The organism is Luteimonas yindakuii (genome assembly GCF_004803715.2).
Taxonomy (GTDB): domain Bacteria; phylum Pseudomonadota; class Gammaproteobacteria; order Xanthomonadales; family Xanthomonadaceae; genus Luteimonas; species Luteimonas yindakuii.
On the sequence record NZ_CP039383.2, the window covers coordinates 426503 to 453365 of the forward strand.

Consider the following 26863-nt stretch of genomic DNA (forward strand, 5'->3'; position numbering starts at 1 on the left):
GGAAAGGTTTCCGCCCGATTTCGCACAGGATTCGGATGGATTTCCGGCAGGTGCCGCGCACACACGGCACAAGTAAGACTCCCCCATGCCGGAAGTCTCCATGACCACGATCAACGACTGGGCCGATCGCGGCCGCATGCTGCAGATCGATCTTGATGATCCCGCCGCTCCCCGCCCGCATTGCGTGGGCCTGTCGCGCATGGGCGGCGCGCGCGTGACCGCTGCGGCCTGCTCTGCATGGGTGGTGCTGCGCGGGCATGCCTGGGTCGAGTGCAAGGAGGGCCGCTTCCGCCTGCGTCGGGGCGAATGGATGGTGTTCGAACGCGATTCGGTGCCGGTGCTGCATACCGACGAGACCGGGCTCGCCGTCGGCGTGCTGCTGCGCGCGCCGGACCTGAAGCTGCTGGAGCAGATCGCCGACAACGTGCTGTATCCCGGCCGTGGCCGCCTGCCCGCCGGCGAACTGCGCGTCGCGTTGCAGCTGTGGCGCGCCGCCCGTGCCGGCAGTGGTTCCGAGGCCCTGCGCCCGGTGCTGCTGCATATCGCGCGGGCCCAGCGCGAACTCGCCACCCGTGTGCAGCTGTGCCCCGGCCGTTCGCGCAGCCGCAAGCGGCAGGTGTTCGGCCGCATGCAGCGTGCGCGCCTGTATCTCGAGGGCCACAACGATCGCGTGGTGCGGATCGGCGAGCTGGCCGACCTGACCAACTTCTCGAGCTGGTACTTCTCCAAGGCGTTCCAGAGCCTGTACGAGGAAAGCCCCCAGGCGCTGTCGGCACGCCTGCGCCTCGAGCGCGCGGCGGAACTGTTGACCTCCACGTCGATGACGGTGGGTGAGGTCGCGGCATCCTGCGGCTTCGACAACTGCTGCAGCTTCGCGCGTGCGTTCCGGGCACGACACGGCACCACCGCCACCGCGTATCGCGCACGCCACGAGCGGTATGCGTCGGAGCGGGCCGCGGCCTGAGTCCATTGCCGACCGACGTAGCCGCGCGGGTGCGGGGCAGCCCGCATTTATGGCGCACGGCGGATGTCGGATGGGTGACAGAAGCCGGTTCGGACAGATTCCGCAAAGTCATACGGCCGCCGCCGCAAAGCAAGCCGGAACACGGCGCCGTAACGTTTGGATGCGTCTTAACGCATCACTAATGCAATTCTGGAGAGAGAATTAATGAAAGCTCGCATTCCAGCGATGCGGCCGGGCCTGTTGCCCGCTGCCATCCTGACGGCGCTGCTGCCGGTCGCCGCCTCCGCGCAAGCGCAGGATGCTGCCGACGGGGCGACCACCCTCGACCGCATCTCGGTGACGGGCTCGCGCATCCGTGGCGTGCAGATCGAGAACCAGCAGCCGATCCTGACGGTCAGCCGCCAGGACATCGAGCGCAGCGGCCACACCTCCGTTGCCGACCTGCTGCAGAACATCCCGTCGGCGGGTTCGCCGGCGATCTCGCGCGCTGACGCGCTCGCCTCGGGCGAGAACGTCGGTGGTTACTACATCGACATCCGCAACATGGGCGCCAACCGCACCCTGGTGCTGCTCAACGGCGTGCGCCTGGGCGCCACCACCGGCGGTTACCAGGACCTGAGCCAGATCCCGATGTCGGCGATCGAGCGCATCGACGTCCTCAAGGACGGCGCATCGTCGATCTACGGTTCCGACGCGATCGCGGCCGTGGTCAACGTGATCACCCGCAAGCGCTTCGAAGGTGCTGAAGCGTCCGTCCAGTACGGCCAGTTCGGCCAGGGTGACGGTGCCGAGACCACCTATTCGGGCACCGTTGGCGTTGCCAACGACCGCAGCGGCATCACCGTCAGCGCCGAAGTGATGGAAGCCGACCCGGTGTACGGCGGCGACCGCTTCTTCAGCCGTTACGGCAATGCCGGCCCGGATTACCCCGGTTCGGGCTGGAGCGCGGTGAGCCAGGCAGGTTCGTGGCAGAACGCCGCCGGTGAGTGGGTGACGCTGCGTGAAGGCGGCAATCCGACCAACGCGGCGGACTACGTCGTGCTGACCCCGGCCGGCTACGCCAACTCGAACGAGCAGATGCTGGTGTCCACCGGCATGAAGCGTGAGTCGGTGTTCTCGAACATCAACTACGACCTGACCGACCGCATCACGCTCAACGCGGACATCCTGTTCAACAAGCGCACCACCAACCAGCAGATCGCGGGCTACCCGTACCAGTCGCTGGCCTTCGACACGCCCCTGTCCGGTGACAGCGCGTTCAACCCGGTGGGCGAGGACATTGAGTTCCGCCGCCGCCTGTGGGAAGTGCCGCGCACCACCCGCAGCGAGCTCAAGACCACCCGTTTCTCGGGTGGCGTCAGCGGTTTCTTCGACATCGCCGACAAACCGTGGGACTGGGACGTCAACTACGCCTACAACCGCAATGAAGTGACCAAGACCGGCCATGGCGATGCCAGCCTGCTGGCCACCGCGCAGGCGCTCGGCCCGTCGTACATCGACGCAGCCGGCATCGCGCAGTGCGGCGTGGCCGGCGTATCCGACCCCAGCCTGGCCGGATGCCGCCCGTGGAACCCGCTGCTGCCCTACGGCGTCGCAGGCCAGGGTTCGCTCGCCAACGCCGACGTGCAGGACTTCCTGTTCCCGTACTACACCGACACCGGCGAGACCAAGACCAAGATCCTGTCGGCCAACCTGAGCGGTTCGCTGTTCGAGCTTCCGGCGGGTGACCTGTCGATGGCGGTCGGCATCGAACACCGCAAGGACGAAGGCCGTTTCGTGCCCGACGCGTTTGCGCAGAGCGGCAACTACACCGGCCTCGCCGCCAGCACCACGCTGGGCGAGTACGAAGTTGACGAGGCGTACATCGAGTTCAACGTGCCGATCCTGTCGGACATGGCGTTCGCCCGGGAACTGACTGTCAACGTGGCGTCGCGCTATTCCGACTACAGCAACTTCGGCGACACCATCAACAGCAAGTTCAGCGTGCTGTGGCGTCCGACCGACGCGATGGCGGTGCGTGGTACGTGGGCCGAAGGCTTCCGCGCACCGAGCATCGACAACCTGTACGGCGGCACCGGCGCCAGCTTCGAGCAGTACACCGACCCGTGCTCGGTCGGCGTGCCCGGCAGCGTCAACGGCAATGCGGCCTGTAATGCGGCCGGCGTGCCGGTCGGTTACGTGCAGCTCGGCCAGGGCCTGGAGCCCTGCACCGCGTGGCCGTGCCAGACCCCGGACCAGTTCATCTCGGGTTCCAACCCGAACCTCGGGCCGGAGACCTCGGAAAGCATCACCGCCGGTATCGTGTACAGCCCGGAGTTCGTGGACGGCCTCGACGTCAGCGTCGACTGGTACCGCTACGAGATCGAGAACATGATCATCTCCGACAGCGTCAATCGCATCCTGCGCGATTGCTACGTCATCGGTGACTCGAGCCGCTGCGCGGGTGTCGTGCGTGCGGGCGACGGCCACATCAGCAACATGTTCTACGGCCTGACCAACCTCGGCAGCATGAAGACGGAAGGCTGGGACATCGGCCTCAAGTACCGCATGCTCGACACCGCGTTCGGTGGCTTCCAGTTCAACTGGCAGACCACCTACACCAGCAAGTATGAAACCGCCGCGCAGAACGCCGCCGGCGAGGACATCATGGTGGGCCAGGTCGGCGACCCGGGCATCTTCCGCGTGAAGTCGAACTTCAACGTCAACTGGTCGATCAACGACGACTGGAACGTGGGCTGGACCGCGCGTTACTACTCGGGCATCAACGACGGCTGCGTCGCCAACCGTCCGTGCTCGGACTCGGACCGTTACGCCTACGGCGAGACGGCACCGCGCAACCAGCTGGGTTCGAACACCTTCCACGACTTCCAGGTGGCCTACACCGCACCGTGGAATGCCACCATCTCGGTGGGCGTGGACAACGTGTTCGAGCGTGAGGCGCAGATCATGTACTCGGGCGGCAACGTGAGCACCGCGTTCCCGTACTACCCCGAGTTCGACATCGGTCGCTTCACCTACATGCGTTACGTGCAGCGCTTCTGATCCACGGATCGGAGACGTGCTGAAGGAGGGCGGGCCGCAAGGCCCGCCCTTTTTTGTGCCGCCAGTCGTGGAGTCGGTGGTTTTCTTCTGGCCCGATGCAGGCCCGCCCGTCGATGAAACAGCGCGTCCGCGAACGGTGTGCCCGGGCCTGCGCAATGCGCACGCGGCGGCGACGCGCGTCGCGGACGCGACGCGCGTGATGTCAGATGTGAGATGCGCCGCGGCGGGTTCCGCTGCGGCGGATGCCCGCTAGGCCGGCTGGGCCGCGATGCCCATCAGCCGATCGGCCTGCGTCCGCCAGTCGTCGAGACGGTCGAGCACGCCGGTGCGGCGCAGGTAGTCCTCGTTGACGCCGACGCGCGCCACCAGCGAGGTGGCCACATGCACTGCCCCGGCCACCCAGAAGCTGCGCGTGCCGGCGCGGGCCGGATTGCGCTGGAAGGCGACCGCTTCGATGATCGGCATGGGCAGGCCCCACAGCCCCAGCAGGTACGCGCCCGCCTCGGCGTAGCCCAGTGCGTCGCTGCCCGCGCCATCACCGGCGGGTGCGTCCGCGCGGTCGTCGTGGACGCCCGGCAGCAGCAGGCCGATGTCGGCGAGCAGGGCGGCGGTGGCGCCGAGTTCCGCGCTGGATTCCGGCAGCAGCCGGCGCGCCAGGTGCGACGCGAGCAGGGCGCGCTGCTGCAGCGCGTGGCGGTCGACACCGGGCTGCGCGGTCTGTGCGAACACTTCGCTGGCCAGTACCAGGTCGCGCAGGGTGGCGACGCCGAGCCGGGTCACCGCCATGCGCAGGTCGGTGATGCTGCGGCCCGCGGAGAAGTACGCCGAGTTGCACAGCTGCAGCACCTTGGCGGCGATCGCCGGGTCGCCGGAAATCAGCCGGGCGATCTCGGCAGCGCTGGTCTCGTCGTCCGCCTCCAGCGCATGCATCAGCGCCAGGTAGGTATGCGGCGGCGAGGGCAGCTGGTCGATGCGGCCGATGTGCTCGCGCAGGCGCGGGTCGCCGAGCAGTTCGCGCAACTCCTCGAGGCTGCCGATGGCCTCCAGCAGCATTTCCTCGCCCAGGGGCAGCGGCAGGAAGCGGTGGGCCAGCGACAGCACGCGCACCGGCGGCGGCTGACCGGGACCGACCAGGGCGATGCGCGAGGTTTCCGGGCGCAGGGTGCGGATCTGCCCGAGCAGGGTCGCGGCCGGCATGTCGGGAAGTTCCGGCGCAACCACCACGATGTCCTGCGGCACGTCGGCGGCCAGCGCGGTGGCGGTGCCGCCGTCACCGACGCACTGCACGTCCCAGCCATCGTCCATCCCGCCGACGAGGTCGATCAGATCAGGCGGCAGGCTGTCTTCGCCGCCCACAAACAGGATGCGCAACTTCGGAACTCCCCCTGGCAACTACGCGGATCCCACGGAACCGCGCGTGCGAAGGATGTTAACAACCACTCCCCGGGGCGACCCGTGCCACAAGTCAAACTGTGACGCAGGCCGCGCGGGGAGGCGCTCAGGCCTGCTCGTTGGCGCAGGCACTGATGGCATCGTCGAGGATCTTCCGCGCTTCGGCGGCATTACCCCACCCGTCGATCTTCACCCACTTGCCCTTCTCCAGGTCCTTGTAGTGCTCGAAGAAGTGGCCGATGCGCTCGAGCCAGTGCGCCGACACCTTGTCGAGGTCGTCGACGTGGGCATAGCCGGCGAACACCTTCTCCACCGGCACGGCGAGGATCTTCTCGTCGTTGCCGGCCTCGTCCGACATCTTCAGCACGCCGACCGGGCGGCAGCGGATCACCGAGCCCGGCACCAGTGGCAGCGGCAGGATCACCAGCACGTCGGCCGGGTCGCCATCACCGCAGATGGTGTTGGGCACGTAGCCGTAGTTGCAGGGATAGCGCATCGGCGTGGACAGCACGCGGTCGACGAAGATCGCGCCGCTGGCCTTGTCCACCTCGTACTTCACCGGCTCCGCATCCTTGGGAATCTCGATGATGACGTTGATCTCGTGCGGCGGATTCTTGCCGGTGCTGACGCGGTCCAGGCCCATGTATCGACTCCGATGGCGGACGTGGCGCAGGCCACGTCGGGTAGGGGAAACCGCGCATTCTACGCGCCCGGCTGTTGCGTCGCAGCAGAGCCTCGGGTCGACCCCAGCTTGGGGTACGCCCCAGCTTGGCCGGTCCCGTACTGGGGCGTATCCATATGCCCACGCCCCAGACGCACGGATTTTCGACATGACCCACCTCGACGCCGCCAGCCCTTCCACGGTCCAGCCACAGGGCTACTGGGATGGACAGCAGGCCCGGAATGCCAGCCAGGAACGTTTCGCTGACGCGCCGCTGCGTTCCACCGACATGCCCGCGCCCGTCACCGACCGCGCGGCCAACGTCGCCGACAACGCGATCCCGATCCAGGGCAACGATCGCGGCACCAGCCTGCCCAACCTGCAGACCCCGGACGGCAAGCGCATCACCAACAGCGAGCTGCACGTCGGCGAACAGGCCACCGTCACCCGTGAGCAGACGATCGCCGATTACGGCATCACCAGCGACCAGGTGGTGTTCACCACCGGCGCCGGCGACGACAACGTGCAGATCAGCCAGCGCGACGACGGCACCCTGGATGTCGAGGTCAACGGCGAGAGCTACGCGGTGCGCCTGACCGAGCGCCAGGAGCTGACCCTGCGCACCGGCGGCGGCAACGACACGATCACCGCCGCGCCCAATGTCACCGTGAATCTGGTGATCGACGCCGGTGCCGGCGACGACGCGATCCGCACCGGCATGGGCGACGACCGCATCTTCGGCGGCGACGGCAACGACACCATCGAGACCATCGGCGGCCGCAACGACATCGACGGCGGCAACGGCGACGACACCATAACCGCGGGCGACGGCGACAACATCATCTTCGGCGGCGCCGGCAACGACGTCATCCGCGCCGGCAACGGCTTCAACTTCATCGAAGGCGGCCTCGGCAACGACGAGATCTTCGGCGGCACCGGCCAGAACATCCTGTCGGGTGGCCGCGGTGACGACGTCATCCATGTCGACCCCGCCGGCCGCAGCTCCGCCTATGCCGGCCTTGGCAACGACACCATCAACGGCGCCGGCGCCAACGACCTCGTCTACACCGAGGTGGGCGACCTGGTGAATGCCGCCACCAATGCGCGGCCCACCGTGGTCAACGTCGAGATCGATACCAGCGCCGGGCAGACCATCGCGGTGACGGGCTCCGAGCAGTTCCGCCAGCGCGTCGAATCCGAGCTGGACTTCCTGCGCAGTTCCGCTGCGGGCACGCAGATGCTCTCCGAGCTTGATGCCGCGGTCGAGAACAAGGGCAACCGGGTGACGATCCAGGAGCTGGGCAACGAGCAGAACGGCTACGCCCAGACCTTTGGTCGTGGTGGCGCCGAGATCGTCAACGGCCGTGCCGGCGTGGGTGGCGACGTGACCATCGGCTACAACCCGTCGTTCCACATGGATGCCTTCCCGGCACCCACCGTGGTCCTCTACCACGAGATGTCGCACGCCTATAACGGCGTCAACGGCACCTTCCAGCCGGGCACCTACAGCGGCTCCGGCCCGGATCGCGGCATCCGCAATGCCGAGCGACAGGCTGTGGGCCTCGAGACCTCCGCACCGGCCTTCGATTTCGATGGCGATCCGAGCACCCCGCCCACCACCCACAATCCGATCCACCTGACCGAGAACGGCCTGCGGCGCGAACTCGGCATGCCGGATCGCCCGACCTACCGTCTGTAAGCGCGGCGTCGCTGGCGACACCACCGACCTGGCGGGCGGGCCGCGTTGACGCGACCCGCCCGTCGTCCATTAGGCTGGGCCCATGATCCGAATGTCCTGTATCCCACTGTTCGCTGTCCTTGCCGCCCTGCCGCTGGCGGCCTGCGCGCAGCCCACCCCTCCTGCCGCTTCCGGAGCATCCATGCCCGCATCCATCGCCCTCACTCCCGTTGCCGACGGCCCGGTGAGCCTCGCCGCCGCTTTCGACTACGAGCCACGCAGCGGCACCGTGGCCGTGCGCTACCGCGTCGACAACACCAGTGACGTGGCAGTGGCGGTGTTCGACCGCGGCAACCGGCATGCCGTGCTGACCGGCCGCCAGCGCAGTGGCGCCGTCGGTGAGCCGACGTTCGTCGAGGACGCGCCCGGTGACGTGACCCTGCGCCATATCGCGCTGCCGCTTCCGGATCCGGCACCGACCCTGCCGCCGACGCCGCTGGCCGTGCAGTTGCAGCCCGGCGCCAGCCTCGAGGGCGAGTTCGCCTATGCGCCGCCCACCCAGGACGCGCCGCGACGGGTGCGCTGGTGCCTCGGCGTGATGCCGTTCGATGCCACGCTGTTCGACAGCCCGGAAGAGGGTGAGGGTGTCACCGTCTGGCAGGCGAGTTTCGACGCGGCGTCGCAGCAGCAGCAACTGTGCACGGCATGGTTCGACGTGAGCACGCGGCGTTTCGAGGCGGGCGACGGTTGAGTACCTCGCGGCGCGCATGCGTGCGCACGTCGACGGCTGCAAAAGGAAACGCCCTGGCATCGATGCGAGGGCGTTCCTATTTTCAACCCTTCTCCCACGCGTGGGGAGAAGGTGTCCCGCAGGGGCGGATGAGGGGGCTTTCGTGCTTTTCCCCCCCACCCCAACCCCGCTCCCGCAAGCGGGAGAGGGGTGTTGGTGCCGAACGGGAGATGCTTCACCGGGCGGCGTCGTGGCGGTTCGACGCCGGGGTGTTCGGCTTCGGTCCTATAGAAGCGGGACCATCAGCAGCGCCACGATATTGATGATCTTGATCAGCGGATTGATGGCAGGTCCCGCGGTGTCCTTGTAGGGATCGCCGACCGTGTCACCGGTCACCGCGGCCTTGTGCGCCTCCGAGCCCTTGCCGCCGTGGTGGCCGTCCTCGATGTACTTCTTGGCGTTGTCCCAGGCACCGCCGCCCGTGGTCATCGAGATCGCCACGAACAGGCCGGTGACGATGGTGCCGATCAGCAGGCCACCGAGTGCACGCGGACCGAGTAGCAGGCCGACCACGATCGGCACCGCCACCGGCAGCAGCGACGGCAGGATCATTTCCTTGATCGCCGACTTCGTCAGCATGTCCACCGCGCGCGAGTAGTCCGGCTTCGCCGTGCCCTGCATGATCCCGGGGATCTCGCGGAACTGCCGGCGCACTTCCTCCACCACGCTGCCCGCCGCGCGGCCGACCGCTTCCATCGCCATCGCGCCGAACAGGTACGGGATCAGGCCACCGATCAGCAGGCCGATGATCACGTAATGGTCGGACAGGTCGAACGCGAACACCTCGCCCGGACTGTTGGCCTGCAGGTTGTGGGTGTAGTCGGCGAACAGCACAAGCGCCGCCAGTGCCGCCGAGCCGATCGCATAGCCCTTGGTCACCGCCTTGGTGGTGTTGCCGACGGCATCGAGCGGATCGGTGACCTCGCGCACTTCCGGTGGCAGTTCCGCCATCTCGGCGATGCCGCCGGCGTTGTCTGTGATCGGCCCGTAGGCATCAAGCGCGACGATCATGCCGGCCATCGACAGCATCGCCGTGGCCGCGATCGCGATGCCGTACAGGCCGGCCAGCGCATGGCAGCCCCAGATCGCGATGCACACCGCGATGACCGGCCACGCGGTCGACTTCATCGAGATGCCGAGGCCCGCGATGATGTTGGTGCCATGGCCGGTCGTGGAGGCCTGGGCGATGTGCTGCACCGGCTTGAACTGGGTGCCGGTGTAGTACTCGGTGATCCAGACGATCGCGCCGGTCAGCACCAGGCCGACCAGCGCGCACCAGTAGAGGTTGTCGGCGCCGTGGGCGTTGTCGGCCATCAGCCCGGTGGTGATCGGCCAGAACAGCGCCGCCGCGATCACGCCGGAAACGATCACGCCCTTGTACAGCGCGCCCATGATCGAGCCGCCCGGCTTCACCTTGACGAAGAACGTGCCGACGATCGACGCGAGGATCGAGGCACCGCCCAGCACCAGCGGGTACAGCACGCCGTTGGCACCGACGCTGTCGGCCATCAGATAGCCCAGCAGCATCGTGGCGATGACGGTGACCGCATAGGTCTCGAACAGGTCGGCGGCCATGCCCGCGCAGTCGCCGACGTTGTCGCCGACGTTGTCGGCGATCACCGCCGGGTTGCGCGGGTCGTCCTCGGGGATGCCGGCTTCCACCTTGCCGACGAGATCGGCGCCGACGTCGGCACCCTTGGTGAAGATGCCACCGCCCAGCCGCGCGAAGATCGAGATCAGCGAGCTGCCGAAGGCCAGGCCCACCAGCGCATGCAGCGCCGCTTCGCCGCCGATGCCGAAGCGCGGCAGCAGCCACCAGTAGCCGGCGACGCCGAGCAGGCCCAGTCCCACCACCAGCATGCCGGTGATCGCACCGCCGCGGAACGCGACGTCCATCGCCGGGCCGATGCCGCGGCGCGCGGCCTCCGCGGTGCGCACGTTGGCGCGCACCGAGACGTTCATGCCGATATAGCCGGCGGCACCCGACAGCACCGCGCCGAGCAGGAAGCCGATGCCGGTCGCCCAGCCGAGGAAGATGCCGATCAATACGAACAGCACCACGCCGGCGACGGAGATCGTCAGGTATTGCCGGTTGAGGTAGGCGCGCGCGCCTTCCTGGATCGCGCCTGCGATCTCCTGCATCCGTTGGTTGCCGGCCGGCTGCCGGTTGATCCAGGCAGCGGAAATGACCCCGTAGAGAATCGCGATGACGGCGCAGGCCAGCGCCATCCACAAACCGTGTTGCTCGAGCATGTAACCCCTCCCAGAGTGGAATGCCTGGGACTGCCCGCACAGATGATGAGGACAGATCCCCTCGCACAGCGGTGATGCCGCCCGACTATGGCACAGCCCCCCGAACCGGTGCGAACCACCGCGCATGCCGCGCCAGCAGCTGGCGTGGAAGCGCGATTCAGCCCGGCCGTGACAGCCTGTCGCATCGCTTCCGTCGAGCCGCCACATGCCGCCCATTGCTCCCCTTGCGCTTGCCCTGCTGCTGGCCGTGCCCGCCGCCGCGCAGGAGCGCCCCGAGATCTCCCGCGAGCCGGCCAAGGCCCAGGCCGACGGCGCCGCGCACACGCTGCGCACCATTCCCGAAGCCTGTGCCCGCATCGAAGGCGTGTTCACCGGCCAGGCCGAACCGCCCTACCGGTTCTCGGTGAAGCAGACCTCGCCGGGCTGCCAGCCGCGCGCGCGACTGGTCAATGCGGACGACGTCGCTCCGGACCCGGCGCAGGGCTGGCTGTACCACGACGAGATCCGCATCCCCAGCGCGGCCTGCAGCGGACTGGTGGCGGTGGCGCGGATCTGGCGCAAGCCGGGCACCGATACGCTCGAGCTCGACGCCCAGGGCCGCGCGCGCATCTACCTGGACCAGGCCAAGGCCGATGCCGAGGCGGGCCGGGTCCGCGACCCTGCCATGTACGCGGCGCAGTTGCGGGTGGAAGGCAACCGCTGCCGCTGACGCGAAGGCGCGCTGTGGCCATGCGATGTGAGGTCCGCGCAACGTTCCTGGCGGCCGTCCCTCCATCGGCCATGAACCGCTGCGCGGGTGCCGCACCGGCAGTCATCCTGCGACGCATCCGGGTGGGATATAACGGCGACCCCAAAGCCCGGCCCGGTCGATGAAGCTTGCCATCCTGTCCCGCAATACGCGGCTCTATTCGACCCGACGCCTCGTCGAAGCCGCGCGCATGCGCGGGCATACCGTGCGCGTGCTCGACCCGCTGCGCTGCTACCTGCGCATCGCCTGCGACGGCTTCGCGATGCATTACAAGGGTCGCGCCATTTCCGACTTCGATGCGGTGATCCCACGCATCGGCGCATCGGTCACCCGCTATGGCAATGCGGTGCTGCACCAGTTCGAACTGATGGGCGCGTACACGCCGAATCCTTCCGCGGCGATCGGTGCCGCGCGCGACAAGCTGCGCGCGCACCAGATCCTCGCCGCGCAGGGCATCGGCCTGCCGGTGACGGTGTTCGGTGACAACCCCGACGACACCCACGACCTGCTGTCGATGCTCGGGCCGCCGCCGCACATCATCAAGCTCAACGAAGGCGCCCAGGGCGCCGGGGTGATGTTGACCGAGAAGCCGTCGGCGTCGCGCAGCGTCATCGAGACCCTGCGCGGCCTGCAGGCGACCTTCCTGGTGCAGGAGTTCATCGGCGAGGCCGCGGGCTGCGACCTGCGCTGCTTCGTCGTCGGCGACCGCGTGGTGGCGGCGATGCGGCGCGAGGCACCGATCGGCGACTTCCGCTCCAACCTGCACCGCGGCGGCACCGGCACCGCCGAGACCGCCTCGCCCGAGGAACAGGCACTGGCGGTGCGCGCCGCGCAGGGCCTGGGCCTGCGCGTGGCCGGGGTCGACCTGATCCGCTCGTCGCGCGGGCCGCTGGTGCTCGAGGTCAACGCCTCGCCGGGGCTGGAAGGCATCGAGGGCGCCACCGGCGTCGATGTCGCCGGCCTGGTCGTCGACCATGTCGCCACCCACGTGGCCGCCCGGCCGCTGCGGATCGCGCCGAAGCGCCGCCGTAACGGACGTGTATCGGCGGGTTAACCGGTCTGTAACCGGCGCGCGGGTACTGTCACCGCACATGGTCGGCACCGGGCAACCGGCGGGGCGATGGTCATCGGGGCGGTATCCCTTTCGGCCCAGGCGGAGTTCCCCCGCCTGGGTCTTTTTGTGGCCGGCGATCGGTGCCGCGCCATGCCGGCGGCCGCCTGCCGGTGCGTGTGCCAGAATCCGTGCTGATGTCGCGCCATCCGGTGCCACGCCTGCAGTCGTTCACGGCATTGCCGTGGCCCGCAGCCCAGTATGTCCGCCCCTCATTGCAACGGCCTCCCATGCGCATACTCGTGATCGAAGACAACCAGGACATCGCCGCCAACCTCGGTGACTACCTGGAGGACCGCGGCCACACGGTCGATTTCGCCGCCGACGGCGTGACCGGCCTGCACCTGGCGGTGGTGCATGACTTCGATGCAATCGTGCTGGACCTCAACCTGCCCGGCATGGACGGGCTCGAGGTCTGCCGCAAGCTGCGCAACGACGCCCGCAAGCAGACCCCGGTGCTGATGCTCACCGCGCGCGATTCGCTCGACAACAAGCTGGCCGGCTTCGATTCCGGCGCCGACGACTACCTGGTCAAGCCGTTCGCGCTGCAGGAAGTGGAAGTCCGCCTCAATGCGCTGTCGCGCCGCGGCCGCGGCGTGCAGACGCGCGTCCTGGAAGTGGGCGAGATCGAATACAACCTCGACACGCTCGAGGTGCGCCGGCAGGGCAAGCTGCTGCAGCTCAACCCCACCGCGCTGAAGATCCTGCAGGCGCTGATGGAAGCGTCGCCGGCGGTGGTCACCCGCCAGGACCTCGAAACCCGCGTCTGGGGCGAGGAGCTGCCGGACTCGGACTCGCTGCGCGTGCATATCCACGGCCTGCGCGCGGTGATCGACAAGCCGTTCGACACGCCGTACATCCAGACCCGCCACGGCATCGGCTACCGCATCGCCGCACCCGATGGCGGCAGCTGACCGGCACGCCTCGAAGGCGTCGCTGCGGGGCGCGCGCCGGTACCGGCGCCGCCTGCGCAGCCGCATCATCCTCTCGTTCCTGCTGCTCGGCCTCGGCCTGACCCTGCTGTTCGCGTTCGCCACCCAGTACGCGCGCAACCGGGTGGAGAACGCGCTGGTCGAGGACGTGATGAACCGCAACATCGACGAGTACGCGCACCTCTACTACAGCGATCCGACGCGCAGCCCCGATCTCCCCGTGCAGCAGATGCGCGGTTACGTGTTCACCCCCGACCGCATCGATCGCCTGCGCCGCGATTTCCCCGAGTGGGTGGAACTGGGGACCGGCATCCACACGCTGGGTGGCACCGACGAGCTCGGCCAGCCGTTCGCCTACAAGCTGGCGGTGCGCAAGACGGACGAGGAGTGGTTCTTCCTCGCCTACGACATGACCCAGACCATGCGCGGCGACGAGCAGTTCCAGCGCGCCATCTACGGCTCGGTGCTGGTGTTCTCGCTGCTGTCGCTGCTGGTGGGCTGGTGGGCCGCGTCGCGGGTGATGAGCCCGGTGTCGGAACTCGCACAGCGCCTGCGGCAGTCGGGCGGCACTGCGCAGCCGGTGCCGCTGGCCTCGCACTTTCCCGACGACGAGGTCGGCCAGCTCGCCAGCGCGCTCGACGACTATTCCGGACGATTGACCGAGGTGGTGCAGCGCGACCGCGAGTTCAACGCCGATGTCAGCCATGAGCTGCGTACGCCGCTGGCAGTGATCCGCGGTGCGGTGGAACTGCTGCTGGCGCGGCCCGAGCTCGACGACAAGACCCGTGCGCGGCTGCTGCGCATCCAGCGCGCCGAACAGCAGTGCACCGACCTCATCAGCGCGCTGCTGCTGCTGTCGCGCAACGAGCGCGGGCATGGCAATACCGACATCGCGCGCGCGGCCGAGCAGCTGCTCGAGGCGCATCGCTCACAGGTCGGTGGCAAGCCGCTCGAATTGCGCCTGGAAGGGGAGGGTGGGCTGGTCGTCGATGCGCCGGAGGCCGCGGTGGCGGTGGCGCTCGGCAACCTGGTCGGCAACGCGGTCAAGTACACGCCATCAGGCGAGGTGGTGGTGCGGGTGCTCGATGACGCCGTGCAGGTGATCGACAGCGGCCCCGGCCTCAGCGCCGAGGATGCCGCGCGGCTGTTCGAGCGCGGTTACCGCGGCTCGCATGCCGAGCACTCGCAGGGTGGCGGCATCGGCCTGTCGATCGTGCGCCGGCTGTGCGCGCTGTACGGTTGGAGCGTGCGGGTGGTGCCGGGCGAAGGGCGCGGCGTGATCGCGACGCTGTCGTTCCGGCCCGATGCGGTGGATTCCGCCGGCTAGACGCCGGCGGGAGCAGCGGTCAGCGCTGCGGGCGCGGTGCCGACATCGCGGGCCTGCCCGCGTCGCCATCGCCGCTGACCAGGGTCCAGCCGGCGACATCGTGGCTGACCTGCGCCAGCGCCTGTTCGAAGGCGCCGACCACCGACTCCACGGCGGTGTTGCCCGCCGGCACCGTCTGCAGGAAGGTGCGCGAGGCGACCACGCGCTGGTCGTGGTTGTGCAGCAGTCGCGCGCCCAGTTCGATGGTCGCCTGCGGGATGTCGCGCCCGGCGTAGTCGGCCTCGAAGCGGCGCAGGTCCAGCACCAGCTTGTAGTCGGCGCGGATGCCGGCGCCCGAGGTGGCGACGGCGGGGATGCGCCCGGAGGCCTCGAAGGTCCGCAGCAGGGCCAGTTCCACCAGCTCGGTAGCGGGCTGCGCCCATACCGAGCCTGCGTAGACCTGCAGCTCCGACGGCGTACGCCGCACCGAAATCCGCGGGCTGTCGACGACCCGCGGCGCGGTGGTCGGCACGATCGTCAGTTGCCAGTCGACCGTGGGCCATGCCGCGTCGGTGCGGGTTTCGACCATCGGCGAATACGTGGTGACCGGCTCGCGCGATCCACCGCCCAGCAGGCTGCAGCCGGCGAGCAGGACGGGCAGAAGGCAGGCGGCGAAGAGGATGCGGAAGGCGCTTCGGGCGGGCGTGTTGCCCTCACCCCTTCCCCTCTCCCGCATGCGGGAGAGGGGCGATGGTGCCGGGCGGGAGTTGCTTTGTCGGAAGGCGTCGCAGGCGTTGGCAACGTCAGCTCCCTGATTCTCATTCATTGGGGTCGAACTCCTTGGGGGCGTCGCCGCCGAGCAGGAACCGGGTCGGGTTGCCATTGAGGCGGTCGCTGATGCGGCGCAGGTCGCGGACCAGGCTGCGCAGCTCGGTGAGCGTGGGACCCAGTTGCGACAGGCCGTCGTTGGCGAAGCTGTGGATGGCGGCGCGGTTTTCGTTGAGGATCGCATCGGCGCCGCCGGCGGCCGAATCGAACCGCGCCAGCGAGCTGTTGAGGCGGTCGACCATGCCCGGCAGTTCCTGCACCAGTTCGCGGTCGACGGTCTCCACGGCGCGGTTGGTGGTCTGCAGCGTCTGTTCGAGCTGGGCGCTGGCCGCACGGGCCGAGCTGAGCAGTTCGCGGATGTCCTCGCGGCCCGCCGCAAGCGACCCGGTGGCCTGCTCGATATGGGTCAGGGTCTGCGAGATGCGGGCGACGTTCTCCTCGCTCAGCACCTTGTCGAGCCGTTCCACCAGCCGGTTGGCAGTGTCGGAAATGTTCTGCAGCGCCGACGGCTCGGTGAGGATGATCGGCATGTCGCGGTCGGACACGTCCACCAGCCGCGGCAGCTCCGGGCTGCCGCCGGTCAGCTGGATGATCGGCGAGCCGGTGACGCCGGTCATCGACATCCGCGCGCGGGTGTCGGTGCGCACCGGCGCGCGCGCATCCAGCCGCAGGTGGGCGATCACCTGGCGCGGGTCGTCGGGTGCCAGCTGCAGGCTCTGCACACTGCCGACCGCGATGCCGTTGTACTGCACGCTGCTGCCTTCCGACAGGCCGGTCACCGGTTCGTCGAAGACCACTGCGTAGTCCTGCCAGCTGCGGTCGGAGGCGTACTTCGCCGCCCACAGCGCGAACAGCAGGCCGAAGGTCACCACCGCGATGGTGAAGGCGCCGATCAGGACGTAATTGGCTTTGGTTTCCATGCTCAGGCTTCCAGTGCAGGCGTGTTGGCGCTGTCGGCGGCGCGCGCGGCGCGTGCGCGCGGGCCGTGGAAATAGGATTGCACCCACGGATGGTCGACGCGCTCGACCTCCGACAACGGGCCGATCGCCAGTACCCTGCGGTCGGCCAGCACCGCGACGCGGTCGCAGATGGCGTACAGGGTGTCGAGGTCGTGGGTGATCAGGAACACGGTCAGCCCCAGCGCTTCCTGCAGCGTGCGGACGAGATCGTCGAAGGCGGCCGCGCCGATCGGGTCGAGCCCGGCGGTGGGTTCGTCGAGGAACATCAACGGCGGATCGAGCGCCAGCGCGCGGGCGACGCCGGCGCGCTTGCGCATGCCGCCCGACAGCTGCGAGGGCAGCTTGTCGAGCGCATCCGCCGGCAGCCCGGCGAGCTTCACCTTGAGCAGTGCCAGCTCGTAGCGCAGCGATGCACTGAGGCCGGGATAGTGTTCCTTCAGCGGCACCTCGACGTTCTCGCCCACGGTCAGCGACGAGAACAGCGCGCCGTCCTGGAACAGCACACCGGTGTGGCGCTCGATGTAGGAACGGCCGGCGTCGTCGGCCTCGATGGCGTCGATGCCGAACACCTCGATGCTGCCCGCATCCGGCGTACGCAGGCCGAGGATGGTGCGCATCAGCACCGACTTGCCGGTACCCGAGCCGCCGACCACGCCGAGGATCTCGCCGCGGCGCACGTCGAGGTCCAGGCCTTCGTGCACCACCTGGCTGCCGAAACGGTTCTCCAGCCCGCGCACGCGCACGATGATCTCGTCATCGGCGCCTGGCGCCGTCGCGGCATCGGCATCGGCATCGCGTTCCTGCGCGCTCACCAGCCCAGCTCCATGAACCACAGTGCGGCCAGCGCGTCGAGCACGATCACCAGCGCGATCGCCTGCACCACGCTCGAGGTGGTGCGTTCGCCGACCGACTGCGCGGTGCCTTCCACCTGCAGTCCCTCCAGGCAGCCGATCAGTGCGATCAGCAGCGCGAACACCGGTGCCTTCGCCAGGCCCACGACCATGTGGCGCAGTTCGAACGTGTCCTGCATGCGGGACAGATAGCCCTGCGGCGGGATATCGAGGCTGAAGACGCCGACGGTCAGGCCGCCGGCCAGGCCGGCGATCATCGCCAGGAAGGTCAGCAGCGGCAGCATCACCATCAGCGCGATCACCCGCGGCAACACCAGCAGGTCGATCGGGTCCAGGCCCAGCGTGCGGATCGCGTCGACTTCCTCGCGGCTGACCATCGCGCCGATCTGCGCGGTGAACGCGCTGGCGGTGCGGCCGGCGAGGATGATCGCGGTCAGCAGCACGCCGAACTCGCGCAGGAAGGCGATGTTGACCAGCTCGACCACGAAGATCTGCGCACCGAACTCGGCGAGGATGGTCGAGCCGAGGAAGGCGATCACCGCGCCGACCAGGAACGACAGCAGCACCACCAGCGGCACCGCGTCCAGGCCCACCTGTTCCATGTGCGCCACCGTCGGCGTCAGCCGGAAGCGCGACGGTTCCTTGATCAGGCGCATCAGCTTGGCGAGGTTCTCGCCGAGGAAGCTGATCAGCGCCATGATCTCGCGGCCGTTGTCGACCATCGCATAGCCGAGCCGGCCCAGTGCCGCGGCGAAACCGTATTCCTTCTTCTTCGCCGGGCGGTCGTCGTGCACGTCCTCGATCGCCGCGACCAGCGCGCGGTGGTCGTCGCGGAAGCGGAACTGCTCGAAGTCGATCCCGCGCCGGTGCGCGAAGCGCAGCAGCTGCAGCACGCCGACCGAATCGATGCGATCGATGCGGGTGGCGTCCACCTCGCGTGCGTCATCCGGTGCGTCGCGCAGCGCATCGCCGATCTGGCCGGCGTGGCTCAGCGTCCAGCGTCCGCGCAGGACCATGCGACCGTCCGGATCGGCGTCGAGGCTGGGCGCAGTGTCGATCATGCGGAAGAAACGGGCATGCGGAGGGACGTGTCCGGGCAGCGCTTGCGGGTCGCGGCATAGAGTACGCAATCGGCCTGTGAAGCTGTGCATCGCAGCCGCCGGCGCCCGCGCATGCGATCCTGTGGCGATGGATCGCCCGTCTCCGCACACCTACGGCTACGCGGCCCGGATCGCCTTCGTGGTCGAACTGGCCGAACACCTGCATGCCTATGGCACCACCGCGCAGCGCCTGGAAGGCGCGGTGACCGACGTCTGCGAACAGCTGCAGTTGCAGTGCGAGCCGTGGGTCAACCCCACCGGCATGGTGCTGGCCTTCAACGACCCGCACCGGCCGCCGGGCGACAGCGACACCACCCGCGTCATCCGCGCCGCGCCGGGCGATCTGGACCTGTCCAAGCTCAGCGAAGTCGACCGCATCACCGAGGAGGTCGTCGCCGGCCGTCTGGACCTGTCGGAAGGCCATGCCGCCCTGCTGGCGCTGGACCTGCGGCGACCCGACTGGCGTGGCCGGCTGTTCCATGTGCTGGCCTACGGCACCGTCGCGGCGGGCATCGCCGGGCTGTGGCGGCTGCCGTGGCTGGATATCGCCACCGCCTCGGCGATCGGCGTGCTGCTGGGCCAGCTCGATGCGGTGACCCGGCGCAGCGCGCGCATGCGCGAATCGGCGGATGCGCTGGCCGGCATGATCGCCGGCCTGGTGGCGATCGCGGTGGCCGGGTATGTCGCGCCGCTCAACCTCAATACCGTGATCATCGCGTCGCTCATCGTGATGCTGCCGGGTATGGCATTGACCAACGCGGTCAACGAACTGACCAGCCAGCACTTGGTGTCGGGCACGGTGCGGTTCGCCGGCGCGCTGACCACGGTGATGAAGCTCACCGTCGGCACGATGATCGCGCTGACCGCGGCGCAACTGGTGGGCGTAGAACCGCAGGTGCGCGCCTGGCGGCCGCAGCCCGACTGGGTGGAATGGGCGGCGATGCTGGTCGCCGCGTTCTCGTTCGCGGTGCTGTTCCGGGCCACGCGTCGCGACTATCCACTGGTGATGGCCGCGGCGATCGGCGGTTACCTGATCTCGCGCTATGTCGGCCTGGCACTGGGTGCGTCGGTGGGATTGTTCGCCTCCGCGCTGCTGGTCACCGCGGCCGGCAACGGCTATGCGCGCTGGGCCAACCGGCCCGGTGCGGTGATCCGCGTGCCCGGCATCATCATGCTGGTGCCCGGCAGTGCCAGCCTGCGCGGGTTGATGAGCCTGTTCCAGCAGCAGGACGTGGCCGTAGGGCAGGCGGCCATGCTTGGTGTTTTCAACATCATCCTCGCCCTGGTTGCCGGCCTGATGTTCGGAAACCTGTTGCTGCCGGCGCGCAAGAGCCTGTAATCGGCTGGCCATTCGGCCGGTTCTACGCCGGGCCGGCACGGGTTCCTGATGGCATAACGTAAAACGCCGGCAATTGGCCGGCGTTTACGTTCCGCTTCGCTGATCCATTACTGGATCAGGAAATCCTCGACCTTCTTGCCGTTGGCCAGCTCCGCCGCCATCCAGCGCGGGTGCTTGCCGCGGCCGGTCCAGGTTTCATCCTTGTTGGCCGGGTTGCGGTATTTCGGCGCCACCTTGCCGAGCTTGCGGCCAGCCGCGGACTTCCTGCCCGTGCCTGCTGCCTTGCGGGCGCGCGGTGCGCTGCTGCCCGCGGTGTTGCCGGCGCCGAACAGTTCCTCGGCGGTATAACCCTCCGCCTTGAGCAGGGCTTCCACCTTGCGACGCACCGTGGCCACCGGCTTGCGCTTCTGTAGCGTGGTCTTGCGCTTGCGGGCCTGTGCGATCAGCGACTCGAGTTCGCGGGGGGACAGGGTATTGAGATCGATCGCCATGCGCTGCTCCGATAATGTGTGGGATGGAGTCGTCCTGACATTGTGCCGGGCGATGTTAATGCAATCGCGGGTCATCCGGATACAGGCGGATTGTCGCGGCGTCGGTCTCGATCCGCGGGAAGCGGCGGCACCTGGTTCTGCGCATCCGGTCGACCGTGGCGCAGCGATGAAAAAACCGGCCGGAGCCGGTTTCTCATTGCAGGACCCGCGGGATTTCCCCGGCGATGGCCGCGGACGAGCCGCGTGCCCTGCCTAATCTGCGATCCCGAGACGGGTCATCAGGGTGCCGCGATCGAGGTTTTCCGAATCGCCGCCGCGGCGCGCGCGGTATTCGAACGTGCCCGCGGCCAGCCCGCGCTCGGACACCACCACCCGGTGCGGGATGCCGATCAGTTCGATATCCGCGAACATCGGCCCCGGCCGCAGGCCGCGATCGTCCAGCACCACGTCGAGGCCGGCTGAGCGCAGTTCGCGGTGCAGGGCCTCGGCGGCCTCGTCGACATCCGGATTCTGCTTGGGGTTGATCACGCAGACCGCGACCTGCCACGGCGCCATCGGCTCCGGCCAGATAATCCCGGCCTCGTCATGGTTCTGCTCGATCGCGGCGGCGACGATCCGCGACACCCCGATGCCGTAACAGCCCATCGCAGGCACGACCGCCTTGCCCTGTTCGTCGAGCACGGTGAAACCCATCGCCTCGGCATAGCGGCGGCCGAGCTGGAACACATGGCCGACCTCGATACCGCGGGCGATGCGGATCTCGCCGCCGTCCGTCGCGCGGTCGCCCTCGGCGACGTTGCGCAGGTCGGCGACAGAGTCGGGCTCGGGCAGGTCGCGGCCCCAGTTGACCCCGGCCAGGTGGAAACCCGGCACGTTGGCGCCGACGACGAAATCGGCCATGGCCGCGACCTCGCGATCGGCGACCACGCGGATCGCCCGCGCCGGCGCGACCGGACCCAGGAAGCCGGGCTCGCTGCCGAGGTGATCGGCGATTTCGGCCTCGGTGGCCATCCGGTAATCGCCCAGGCCCGGCAGCTTGGCCAGCTTGATCTCGTTGAGCGCGTGGTCGCCGCGCATCAGCACCACGGTGAAACCCTCTGCACCCATCACCGCTACGGTGCGCACGGTGCGCGCCAGCGGAATGCCAAGCAGCGCGGCGACGTCGTCGCAGGTTTTCTGCGTGGGGGTTTCCACCCGGCGCATGTCCTCCGACGGTGCCGCGCGCGCTGCCGGTTCGGCGGCCTGCGCCAGTTCCACGTTGGCGGCGTAATCGGTCGCGGTGGAAAACGCGATCGCGTCCTCGCCGGAATCGGCCAGAACGTGGAATTCATGCGAGGCGCTGCCGCCGATGGCGCCGGTATCGGCCTCGACCGCGCGGAATTCCAGCTGCAGGCGGGTGAAGATGCGCACGTAGGCGTCGTACATGCGCTGGTATTGCGCCGCCATGCCGGCATCGTCGATATCGAACGAATAGGCATCCTTCATCAGGAACTCGCGCGCACGCATCACCCCGAAGCGCGGGCGGATCTCGTCGCGGAACTTGGTCTGGATCTGGAAGAACGTGACCGGCAGCTGGCGATAGCTTGCGAGTTCGGCGCGCGCGAAATCGGTGATGACTTCCTCGTGGGTCGGGCCATAGCAATACCAGGATTCCTTGCGGTCCTGGATTTTCAGCAGCTGGCCGCCGAATTTCTCCCAGCGCCCGGTTTCCTCCCACAGTTCGCGTGGCTGCACCGAGGGCATAAGCAGTTCCACCGCACCGGCGCGTTCCATTTCCTCGCGGACCACCGCTTCCACCCGGCGCAGCACGCGCAGGCCCAGTGGCGACCAGGTATAGAGGCCGGCGGCCAGCTTGCGGATCAGCCCGGCACGCAACATCAGCCGGTGGCTGGCGATTTCCGCGTCGGCGGGGGTTTCCTTGCTGGTATGGAGATGGAACTGCGACAGGCGCATGGCAGGCGTCGGCGGGAATCAGGGGGCGGGCATTGTGCCACGCAGCCCGCGCCCCGACGGACCAGCCGGGCGACGATTATCCCGCGTCCGGCAGAAACCGGACGGATCCGCCGCACCGCTACCGCTAGCTGCAGTAGGCGCGGGCCGCGGCCTGGGCGAATTCCAGCTGTGCGGCGCGCTCGGCATCGTTGAGCGTGCGCGGGGTGCCGCTGCCATCGTCCTGCTGTACCGGGCCCGTGCCGTTGAGCGCTTCGATGTTGGCGCGCGCGGTGCGGCACTGTTCGGCGCGCGGATCATTGCCGGCGGCGGCGTTGGCGGCCACTGGCGCCGCGGCCGCCGTGGCCGTGGACGCGGGCTGTGCCTGCGTGGCCCCGGACGGGGTGACCCGGCGATGGGTGTACTTCTCGCCGCCGCCGGGCGGTGCCTCGGAATAGTGGGTGACGCCGCGCGAGTCCTTCCACTGGTAGATGTCCTGTGCGCCGGCGGCGCCGGCCAGCAGCGCGGCGACAAGCCCGAGGGCGAGGCCGGTGAGCGGATGGCGCATGTGGAGCTCCTTGAAGGATCGGTGGCGTGCGGGGATTGCAGCATCGCACCGGCATCGGCGCAAGCACAGGGCAGCGCGCCCGGGCCCGCAGCCGCTAGACTTGCGCGATGGATCACGATCGGGACCTCGCAGCCCCGCCGCCATCGCGCGGCCGCGGCATCTACCTGCTGCCCAACCTGTTCACCACGGGCGGGCTGTTCGCTGGCTTCTTCGCCATCATCGCCGCGTCGCAGGGGCGCTTCGGCGCCGCCTGCGTGGCGATCTTCGTCGCCGGCATCCTCGACGGCATCGATGGCCGGGTCGCGCGGCTCACCAATACCCAGAGCGAATTCGGCGTGCAGTACGACTCGCTCGCCGACCTGGTGAGTTTCGGCATGGCGCCGGCGCTGGTGATGTACCACTGGGCGCTGATCGACATGCGCCTGGACGGGCCGACGCTGGGCAAGATCGGCTGGCTCGCCGCGTTCCTCTATGCCGCCTGTGCGGCCCTGCGGCTGGCGCGTTTCAACAGCCAGGTCGGCACGGTCGACAAGCGCTGGTTCGTCGGACTGGCGAGCCCGGCCGCGGCCGGGGTGATGGCGAGTTTCGTCTGGACCTGCCACGAGCTCGGCCTGCGCGGCATCGACCTGCGCTACGCCGCGCTGGCGGTGACCGTGGTTGCCGGCCTGGCGATGGTCAGCCGCATCCGCTATTCGAGCTTCAAGGGCGGTGGTAGCGGCCCGAAGGCCGATCGCGTGCCCTTCGTGGCGCTGCCGATCGCGGTGGCGATCCTGATCGCGCTGTGGATCGACCCGCCGAAGACCCTGCTGGCGGCGAGCACGCTCTACCTGCTGTCGGGGCCGGCCCTCTGGCTGTGGCGCCGGCGACGCAGCGTGCCTGCCGCGACATGAGCTGGGACGGGTTCCAGCGCGGGGCGATCGCCGAGCTGGGCTACCGGCTCTACCGCCAGGTCGATGCCGCACAGCCGGTAGCGGTTGACGCTGATGTCGCTCCCGCGCCGCAGGCCGGGGCGCAGCGGTCGTCCCTGCATCCGTTGCAACTGGCGCTGCTGCGTGCCGCCGGCCGCGCCGCGTCCGACCCCGAGGCCGCCAGGCTGTGCGGGGAGTGGCCGGCGCCGGAATCGTTGCGCGCGCCCGCGGCCAAGCGCGCGCTGTGGCCGCGCCTGCGCGCAGTGCGGGCACGCACGCGGTGAACGTGCCGGCCGCCGATCGTGTCGGCGTGCCGGCGTTGCGGCCGATGCGCGAGGACGATCTCGACGCGGTGATGGCGGTGGAACGCCGCGCGTATCCGTTTCCGTGGACGCCGGGCATCTTCCGCGACTGCATCCGCGCGGGCTATCCGGCGTGGCTGCTCTACGAGGGTGCCGAGGTGATCGGGTATGCGGTGCTGAGCATCGCCGCCGACGAGGCGCACCTGCTCAATCTCTGCGTCGATCCTGCCGCACAGGGGCGCGGACACGGGCGCCGCCTGCTGAAGACCGTGCTGCGCCTGGCGCAGGGCCATGGCGCCCAACGGGTGTTCCTCGAGGTGCGCCCGTCCAATCCGGTGGCGGTCGCGCTCTACCACGACCACGGCTTCAACGAGATCGGCCGGCGTCCGCGCTATTACCCGAGTGCCGACGGCCGCGAGGACGCGATCGTGATGGCGATGGAACTGCTGGCGGACGAGTAGCGCGGCGCGTTCAACCGCTGCGTCGGCGGAACAGCAGGAACGAGATCGTCAGCATCGCCACCGGCGGGATCATGTAGGCGATGCGGAAGTCGAACCCGTACACGCCGGCCATGCGCACGAACTGGTTCTGCAGGAGCCAGAAGCCGAGCGCGAACACCACGCCGATGAACAGCCTGCGCCCCAGCCCGCCGCTGCGCAGGCTGCCGAACGCGAACGGGATCGCGGCCAGGCACAGCGCCAGCACGTTGAACGGATAGAACCAGCGACCCCAGTAGTGCTCCTCGTACTCCGAGGCGTCGAGCGCGTTGCGGTGGCGGTAGTCGATGCCGCGTTTGAGGTCCGCCGCGGTCTGGTAGCGCGGCCGCCACAGGTTGCCGGCGGTGGCCAGCGACGCGGCGTCCAGCTGCGAGGCCCAGGTCTCCTCCATGGCTTCGGTGCGCGTGACCGCGCGTTCCTCGAACCAGGTGCGGTCCACGTCGCGCAGCAGCCAGCCATCGCCGGTGTGCTCGGCCACCGCGGCACGCGCCACCGACACCAGGCGGCCGTCACCGTCGAACTCGAACAGGCGCACGTCGCCGAGCTCCAGCCACTGGCGGCCGCCCTCGTTGCGCTGCTGGCCGACCTGGGCGTTGAGGAAGGTGTTGCCCTCGCGCGCCCACAGGCCCGAGTAGCGGGCGACGACCATGTCGTTGGAGCGTGCGGCGGATTTCATCGCGTCGCCGGCGCGCTGCGCCCACGGCCCGAGCGTCTCGCCGTTGAGGATCATCAGCACGGTCAGCACGGCCAGTGGTGCCGCCGCCGCCAGGCTGATGCGCCGCCGCGACAGGCCGAGCGCGCGCAGCGCGGTCAGCTCCGAACTCGCCGCCAGCTGGCCCAGGCCCATCAGGGTGCCGATGACCGCGGCGGTCGGGAACATCATGTAGGCGCGCCGCGGCACCGTGTACAGCACGTAGGTCAGCGCCGACACCGCGTTGTACTGGCCCTCGCCGATGTTGTCGATCTCGGCCAGCAGGCCGCTGACGACAAGGTCCACACCGACCAGCACGGCCCAGGTGAGCAGCACGGTCACCAGCACTACGCGGGCGACATAGAGCGTGTGCAGGCGCGGCAGGATGGTCATCGCGCAGCCCTCCGCGGCCGCGGCAAGCGGCCATCGCGGGCATAGGTCCACAGCGCGAACGCGAGCAGCGGCAGCAGCAGCCACCACAGGCCGAAGCCCGGCGCGAGCTTGCCGTCGGCGATCCAGTCCTGGCCCAGCATCGTCAGGTTGATCGAAACGAAATAGCCGAGGAAGGCCAGCATCGTGCGCCCGTAGCGCGACTGCCGCGGCGGGCTGCGCGCAAGCGGGACGGCCATCAGTGCAAACGCCAACGCCAGCAGCGGCGGTGCGATGCGGTAGTGCAGTTCCGCCTGCGCCTCGGGACGCGCGTCGCCGAACAGGGCCACGGTGGGGCTGGTTTCCGGATCGTCATCGTCGCGGCGGCCGTCGGTCTCGGGCAGCTGCAGCTCGTTGCTGGCAAAGCGCATCATGCGGAAGTCGAGGCCCTCACGCAGTGGGCCTTCCACGCGGAAACCGTCGCCGAGTTCGAGGAAGCGGTTGCCGCTGTCCTCGAGATTGAGGGTGCCGGTGGCCGACGTGGTGACGTCCATGCGCTCGCCGTCCTGCTGGTAGACGAACACGCGCGCCATCTGGCTGCCGTCGTTGGACATGCCGCCCACGTAGACCACGCCGCGGCCGCCGGGCAGTTCGACGAAGCGGCCCGCTTCCAGCCCGGCCAGCAGCAGGGCTGCGATTGCCCTCGGCGATCATCCGCTGCGAATAGTCGCGCGCCCACGGGCCCAGCCACAGCGAGCACAGACCGATGATGGTCACCATCGGCACCACCAGCATCAGCACCGGGCGCAGCATCCGGCCGGGCCCGACCCCGGTGGCGGTGAGCACCGGCATTTCCGAATCGCGGTACAGCCGGCCGACCGAGAGCAGCAGGCCGATCATCAGCCCCAGCGGCAGGATCAGCGGCAGGTAGTTGAGCACTTGCAGGCCGAGTTGGGACAGCATCATCCCCGCCGGGACGCGGCCGCGGGCGATGTCGCCGAGCACGTCGGCGAACACGCCGCCGAGGCTGACGACCATCAGCACCACCAGCACCGCGAAGGTGGCCTGGGCGAATTCGCGGAAGAGGTAGGTATCGAGCTTCGGCATGGTCTGGCGGGTTGCTTTAGACTACGGGGTCCATTCCGGGCGCTTTT

General features: G+C 69.0%; 23 protein-coding genes and 1 pseudogene. 12 read left to right on the plus strand and 12 right to left on the minus strand.

The features are described from left to right. Positions 1–100: 100 nt before the first annotated feature. Both E5843_RS01930 and E5843_RS01935 read left to right on the plus strand, forming a co-directional pair. Positions 101–964 carry a helix-turn-helix domain-containing protein gene (locus E5843_RS01930; protein WP_425480725.1) on the plus strand — a complete coding sequence of 288 codons (864 nt, stop codon included), beginning with the start codon at positions 101–103 and terminating at the stop codon, positions 962–964. A gap of 204 nt (positions 965–1168) precedes the next feature. Next, positions 1169–4006, plus strand: coding sequence for a TonB-dependent receptor plug domain-containing protein (locus E5843_RS01935; RefSeq protein WP_134675075.1), 2838 nt, complete (start codon positions 1169–1171; stop codon positions 4004–4006). A gap of 249 nt (positions 4007–4255) precedes the next feature. On the opposite strand, the gene E5843_RS01940 is transcribed toward E5843_RS01935, so the two are convergent. Both E5843_RS01940 and ppa read right to left on the minus strand, forming a co-directional pair. Next, a complete protein-coding gene (locus tag E5843_RS01940) occupies positions 4256–5377 on the minus strand; it encodes an HDOD domain-containing protein (protein ID WP_166432805.1) in 1122 nt (373 codons plus the stop codon). A 127-nt stretch (positions 5378–5504) separates the two neighbouring features. Beyond that, positions 5505–6041 (minus strand): inorganic diphosphatase, encoded by a 537-nt coding sequence (ppa, locus tag E5843_RS01945; RefSeq protein WP_134675074.1) that lies wholly within the window; start codon positions 6039–6041, stop codon positions 5505–5507. Positions 6042–6228: 187 nt separating this feature from the next. Here ppa and E5843_RS01950 point away from each other — a divergent pair, with 187 nt between their 5' ends. Both E5843_RS01950 and E5843_RS01955 read left to right on the plus strand, forming a co-directional pair. Beyond that, complete coding sequence (locus E5843_RS01950) at positions 6229–7758, plus strand: M91 family zinc metallopeptidase (RefSeq protein WP_166815840.1); 1530 nt, start codon at positions 6229–6231, stop codon at positions 7756–7758. 181 nt (positions 7759–7939) lie between these two features. Further along, positions 7940–8488 (plus strand): hypothetical protein, encoded by a 549-nt coding sequence (locus tag E5843_RS01955; protein ID WP_136411664.1) that lies wholly within the window; start codon positions 7940–7942, stop codon positions 8486–8488. Positions 8489–8752: 264 nt separating this feature from the next. On the opposite strand, the gene E5843_RS01960 is transcribed toward E5843_RS01955, so the two are convergent. Next, complete coding sequence (locus E5843_RS01960; protein WP_134675071.1) at positions 8753–10780, minus strand: sodium-translocating pyrophosphatase; 2028 nt, start codon at positions 10778–10780, stop codon at positions 8753–8755. A 205-nt stretch (positions 10781–10985) separates the two neighbouring features. Between E5843_RS01960 and E5843_RS01965 the strand changes: the two genes are divergently transcribed. The 4 genes from E5843_RS01965 (at position 10986) to E5843_RS01980 (ending at position 14898) form a co-directional block, all read left to right on the plus strand. Next, positions 10986–11489 carry a hypothetical protein gene (locus E5843_RS01965; protein WP_136411665.1) on the plus strand — a complete coding sequence of 168 codons (504 nt, stop codon included), beginning with the start codon at positions 10986–10988 and terminating at the stop codon, positions 11487–11489. Positions 11490–11649: 160 nt separating this feature from the next. After that, positions 11650–12582 (plus strand): 30S ribosomal protein S6--L-glutamate ligase, encoded by a 933-nt coding sequence (gene rimK / locus E5843_RS01970; protein ID WP_134675069.1) that lies wholly within the window; start codon positions 11650–11652, stop codon positions 12580–12582. Between the two features lie 287 nt (positions 12583–12869). Further along, positions 12870–13553 (plus strand): response regulator transcription factor, encoded by a 684-nt coding sequence (locus E5843_RS01975; RefSeq protein ID WP_100323366.1) that lies wholly within the window; start codon positions 12870–12872, stop codon positions 13551–13553. Then, on the plus strand, positions 13540–14898 hold the full coding sequence (locus E5843_RS01980; protein ID WP_136411666.1) for a sensor histidine kinase: 1359 nt from the start codon (positions 13540–13542) through the stop codon (positions 14896–14898). Before E5843_RS01975 ends, E5843_RS01980 begins: the two co-directional genes overlap by 14 nt. A gap of 19 nt (positions 14899–14917) precedes the next feature. On the opposite strand, the gene E5843_RS01985 is transcribed toward E5843_RS01980, so the two are convergent. The 4 genes from E5843_RS01985 to E5843_RS02000 form a co-directional block, all read right to left on the minus strand. After that, positions 14918–15613 carry an ABC-type transport auxiliary lipoprotein family protein gene (locus E5843_RS01985; protein ID WP_141065610.1) on the minus strand — a complete coding sequence of 232 codons (696 nt, stop codon included), beginning with the start codon at positions 15611–15613 and terminating at the stop codon, positions 14918–14920. An 82-nt stretch (positions 15614–15695) separates the two neighbouring features. Then, the gene (locus tag E5843_RS01990) at positions 15696–16625 is read right to left on the minus strand and encodes an MlaD family protein (protein WP_134675066.1); all 930 of its coding nucleotides are present in this window, start codon (positions 16623–16625) and stop codon (positions 15696–15698) included. A gap of 2 nt (positions 16626–16627) precedes the next feature. Continuing rightward, positions 16628–17413 carry an ABC transporter ATP-binding protein gene (locus E5843_RS01995; RefSeq protein WP_425478433.1) on the minus strand — a complete coding sequence of 262 codons (786 nt, stop codon included), beginning with the start codon at positions 17411–17413 and terminating at the stop codon, positions 16628–16630. A gap of 59 nt (positions 17414–17472) precedes the next feature. Further along, complete coding sequence (locus E5843_RS02000) at positions 17473–18576, minus strand: ABC transporter permease (protein ID WP_134675064.1); 1104 nt, start codon at positions 18574–18576, stop codon at positions 17473–17475. A gap of 127 nt (positions 18577–18703) precedes the next feature. Here E5843_RS02000 and E5843_RS02005 point away from each other — a divergent pair, with 127 nt between their 5' ends. Next, positions 18704–19954, plus strand: a complete 1251-nt coding sequence (locus tag E5843_RS02005) for a threonine/serine exporter family protein (protein ID WP_134675063.1) — start codon at positions 18704–18706, stop codon at positions 19952–19954. Between the two features lie 107 nt (positions 19955–20061). Here E5843_RS02005 and E5843_RS02010 read toward each other — a convergent pair whose 3' ends face one another. From E5843_RS02010 to E5843_RS02020, 3 genes are all read right to left on the minus strand, one after another. After that, entirely contained in the window at positions 20062–20445 is a 384-nt protein-coding gene (locus tag E5843_RS02010; RefSeq protein ID WP_134675062.1) for an H-NS histone family protein, read from the minus strand. Between the two features lie 252 nt (positions 20446–20697). Further along, positions 20698–22398 (minus strand): proline--tRNA ligase, encoded by a 1701-nt coding sequence (locus tag E5843_RS02015; RefSeq protein ID WP_134675061.1) that lies wholly within the window; start codon positions 22396–22398, stop codon positions 20698–20700. 124 nt (positions 22399–22522) lie between these two features. Continuing rightward, a complete protein-coding gene (locus E5843_RS02020) occupies positions 22523–22942 on the minus strand; it encodes a DUF4124 domain-containing protein (RefSeq protein ID WP_134675060.1) in 420 nt (139 codons plus the stop codon). A 107-nt stretch (positions 22943–23049) separates the two neighbouring features. On the opposite strand from E5843_RS02020, the gene pssA reads away from it, so the two are divergent. The 3 genes from pssA to rimI are packed head-to-tail and all read left to right on the plus strand — an operon-like array spanning position 23050 to position 24613. Continuing rightward, entirely contained in the window at positions 23050–23832 is a 783-nt protein-coding gene (gene pssA, locus E5843_RS02025) for a CDP-diacylglycerol--serine O-phosphatidyltransferase (RefSeq protein ID WP_134675059.1), read from the plus strand. Continuing rightward, on the plus strand, positions 23829–24134 hold the full coding sequence (locus E5843_RS02030; RefSeq protein ID WP_134675058.1) for a hypothetical protein: 306 nt from the start codon (positions 23829–23831) through the stop codon (positions 24132–24134). Before pssA ends, E5843_RS02030 begins: the two co-directional genes overlap by 4 nt. Before the next feature lie 44 nt (positions 24135–24178). Beyond that, a complete protein-coding gene (gene rimI, locus E5843_RS02035) occupies positions 24179–24613 on the plus strand; it encodes a ribosomal protein S18-alanine N-acetyltransferase (protein WP_134675388.1) in 435 nt (144 codons plus the stop codon). A gap of 10 nt (positions 24614–24623) precedes the next feature. On the opposite strand, the gene lptG is transcribed toward rimI, so the two are convergent. Then, a complete protein-coding gene (gene lptG, locus E5843_RS02040) occupies positions 24624–25733 on the minus strand; it encodes an LPS export ABC transporter permease LptG (RefSeq protein WP_136411669.1) in 1110 nt (369 codons plus the stop codon). Continuing rightward, a pseudogene (lptF, locus tag E5843_RS02045) lies at positions 25730–26816 on the minus strand (LPS export ABC transporter permease LptF). Before lptF ends, lptG begins: the two are co-directional and overlap by 4 nt. Positions 26817–26863: the final 47 nt, after the last annotated feature.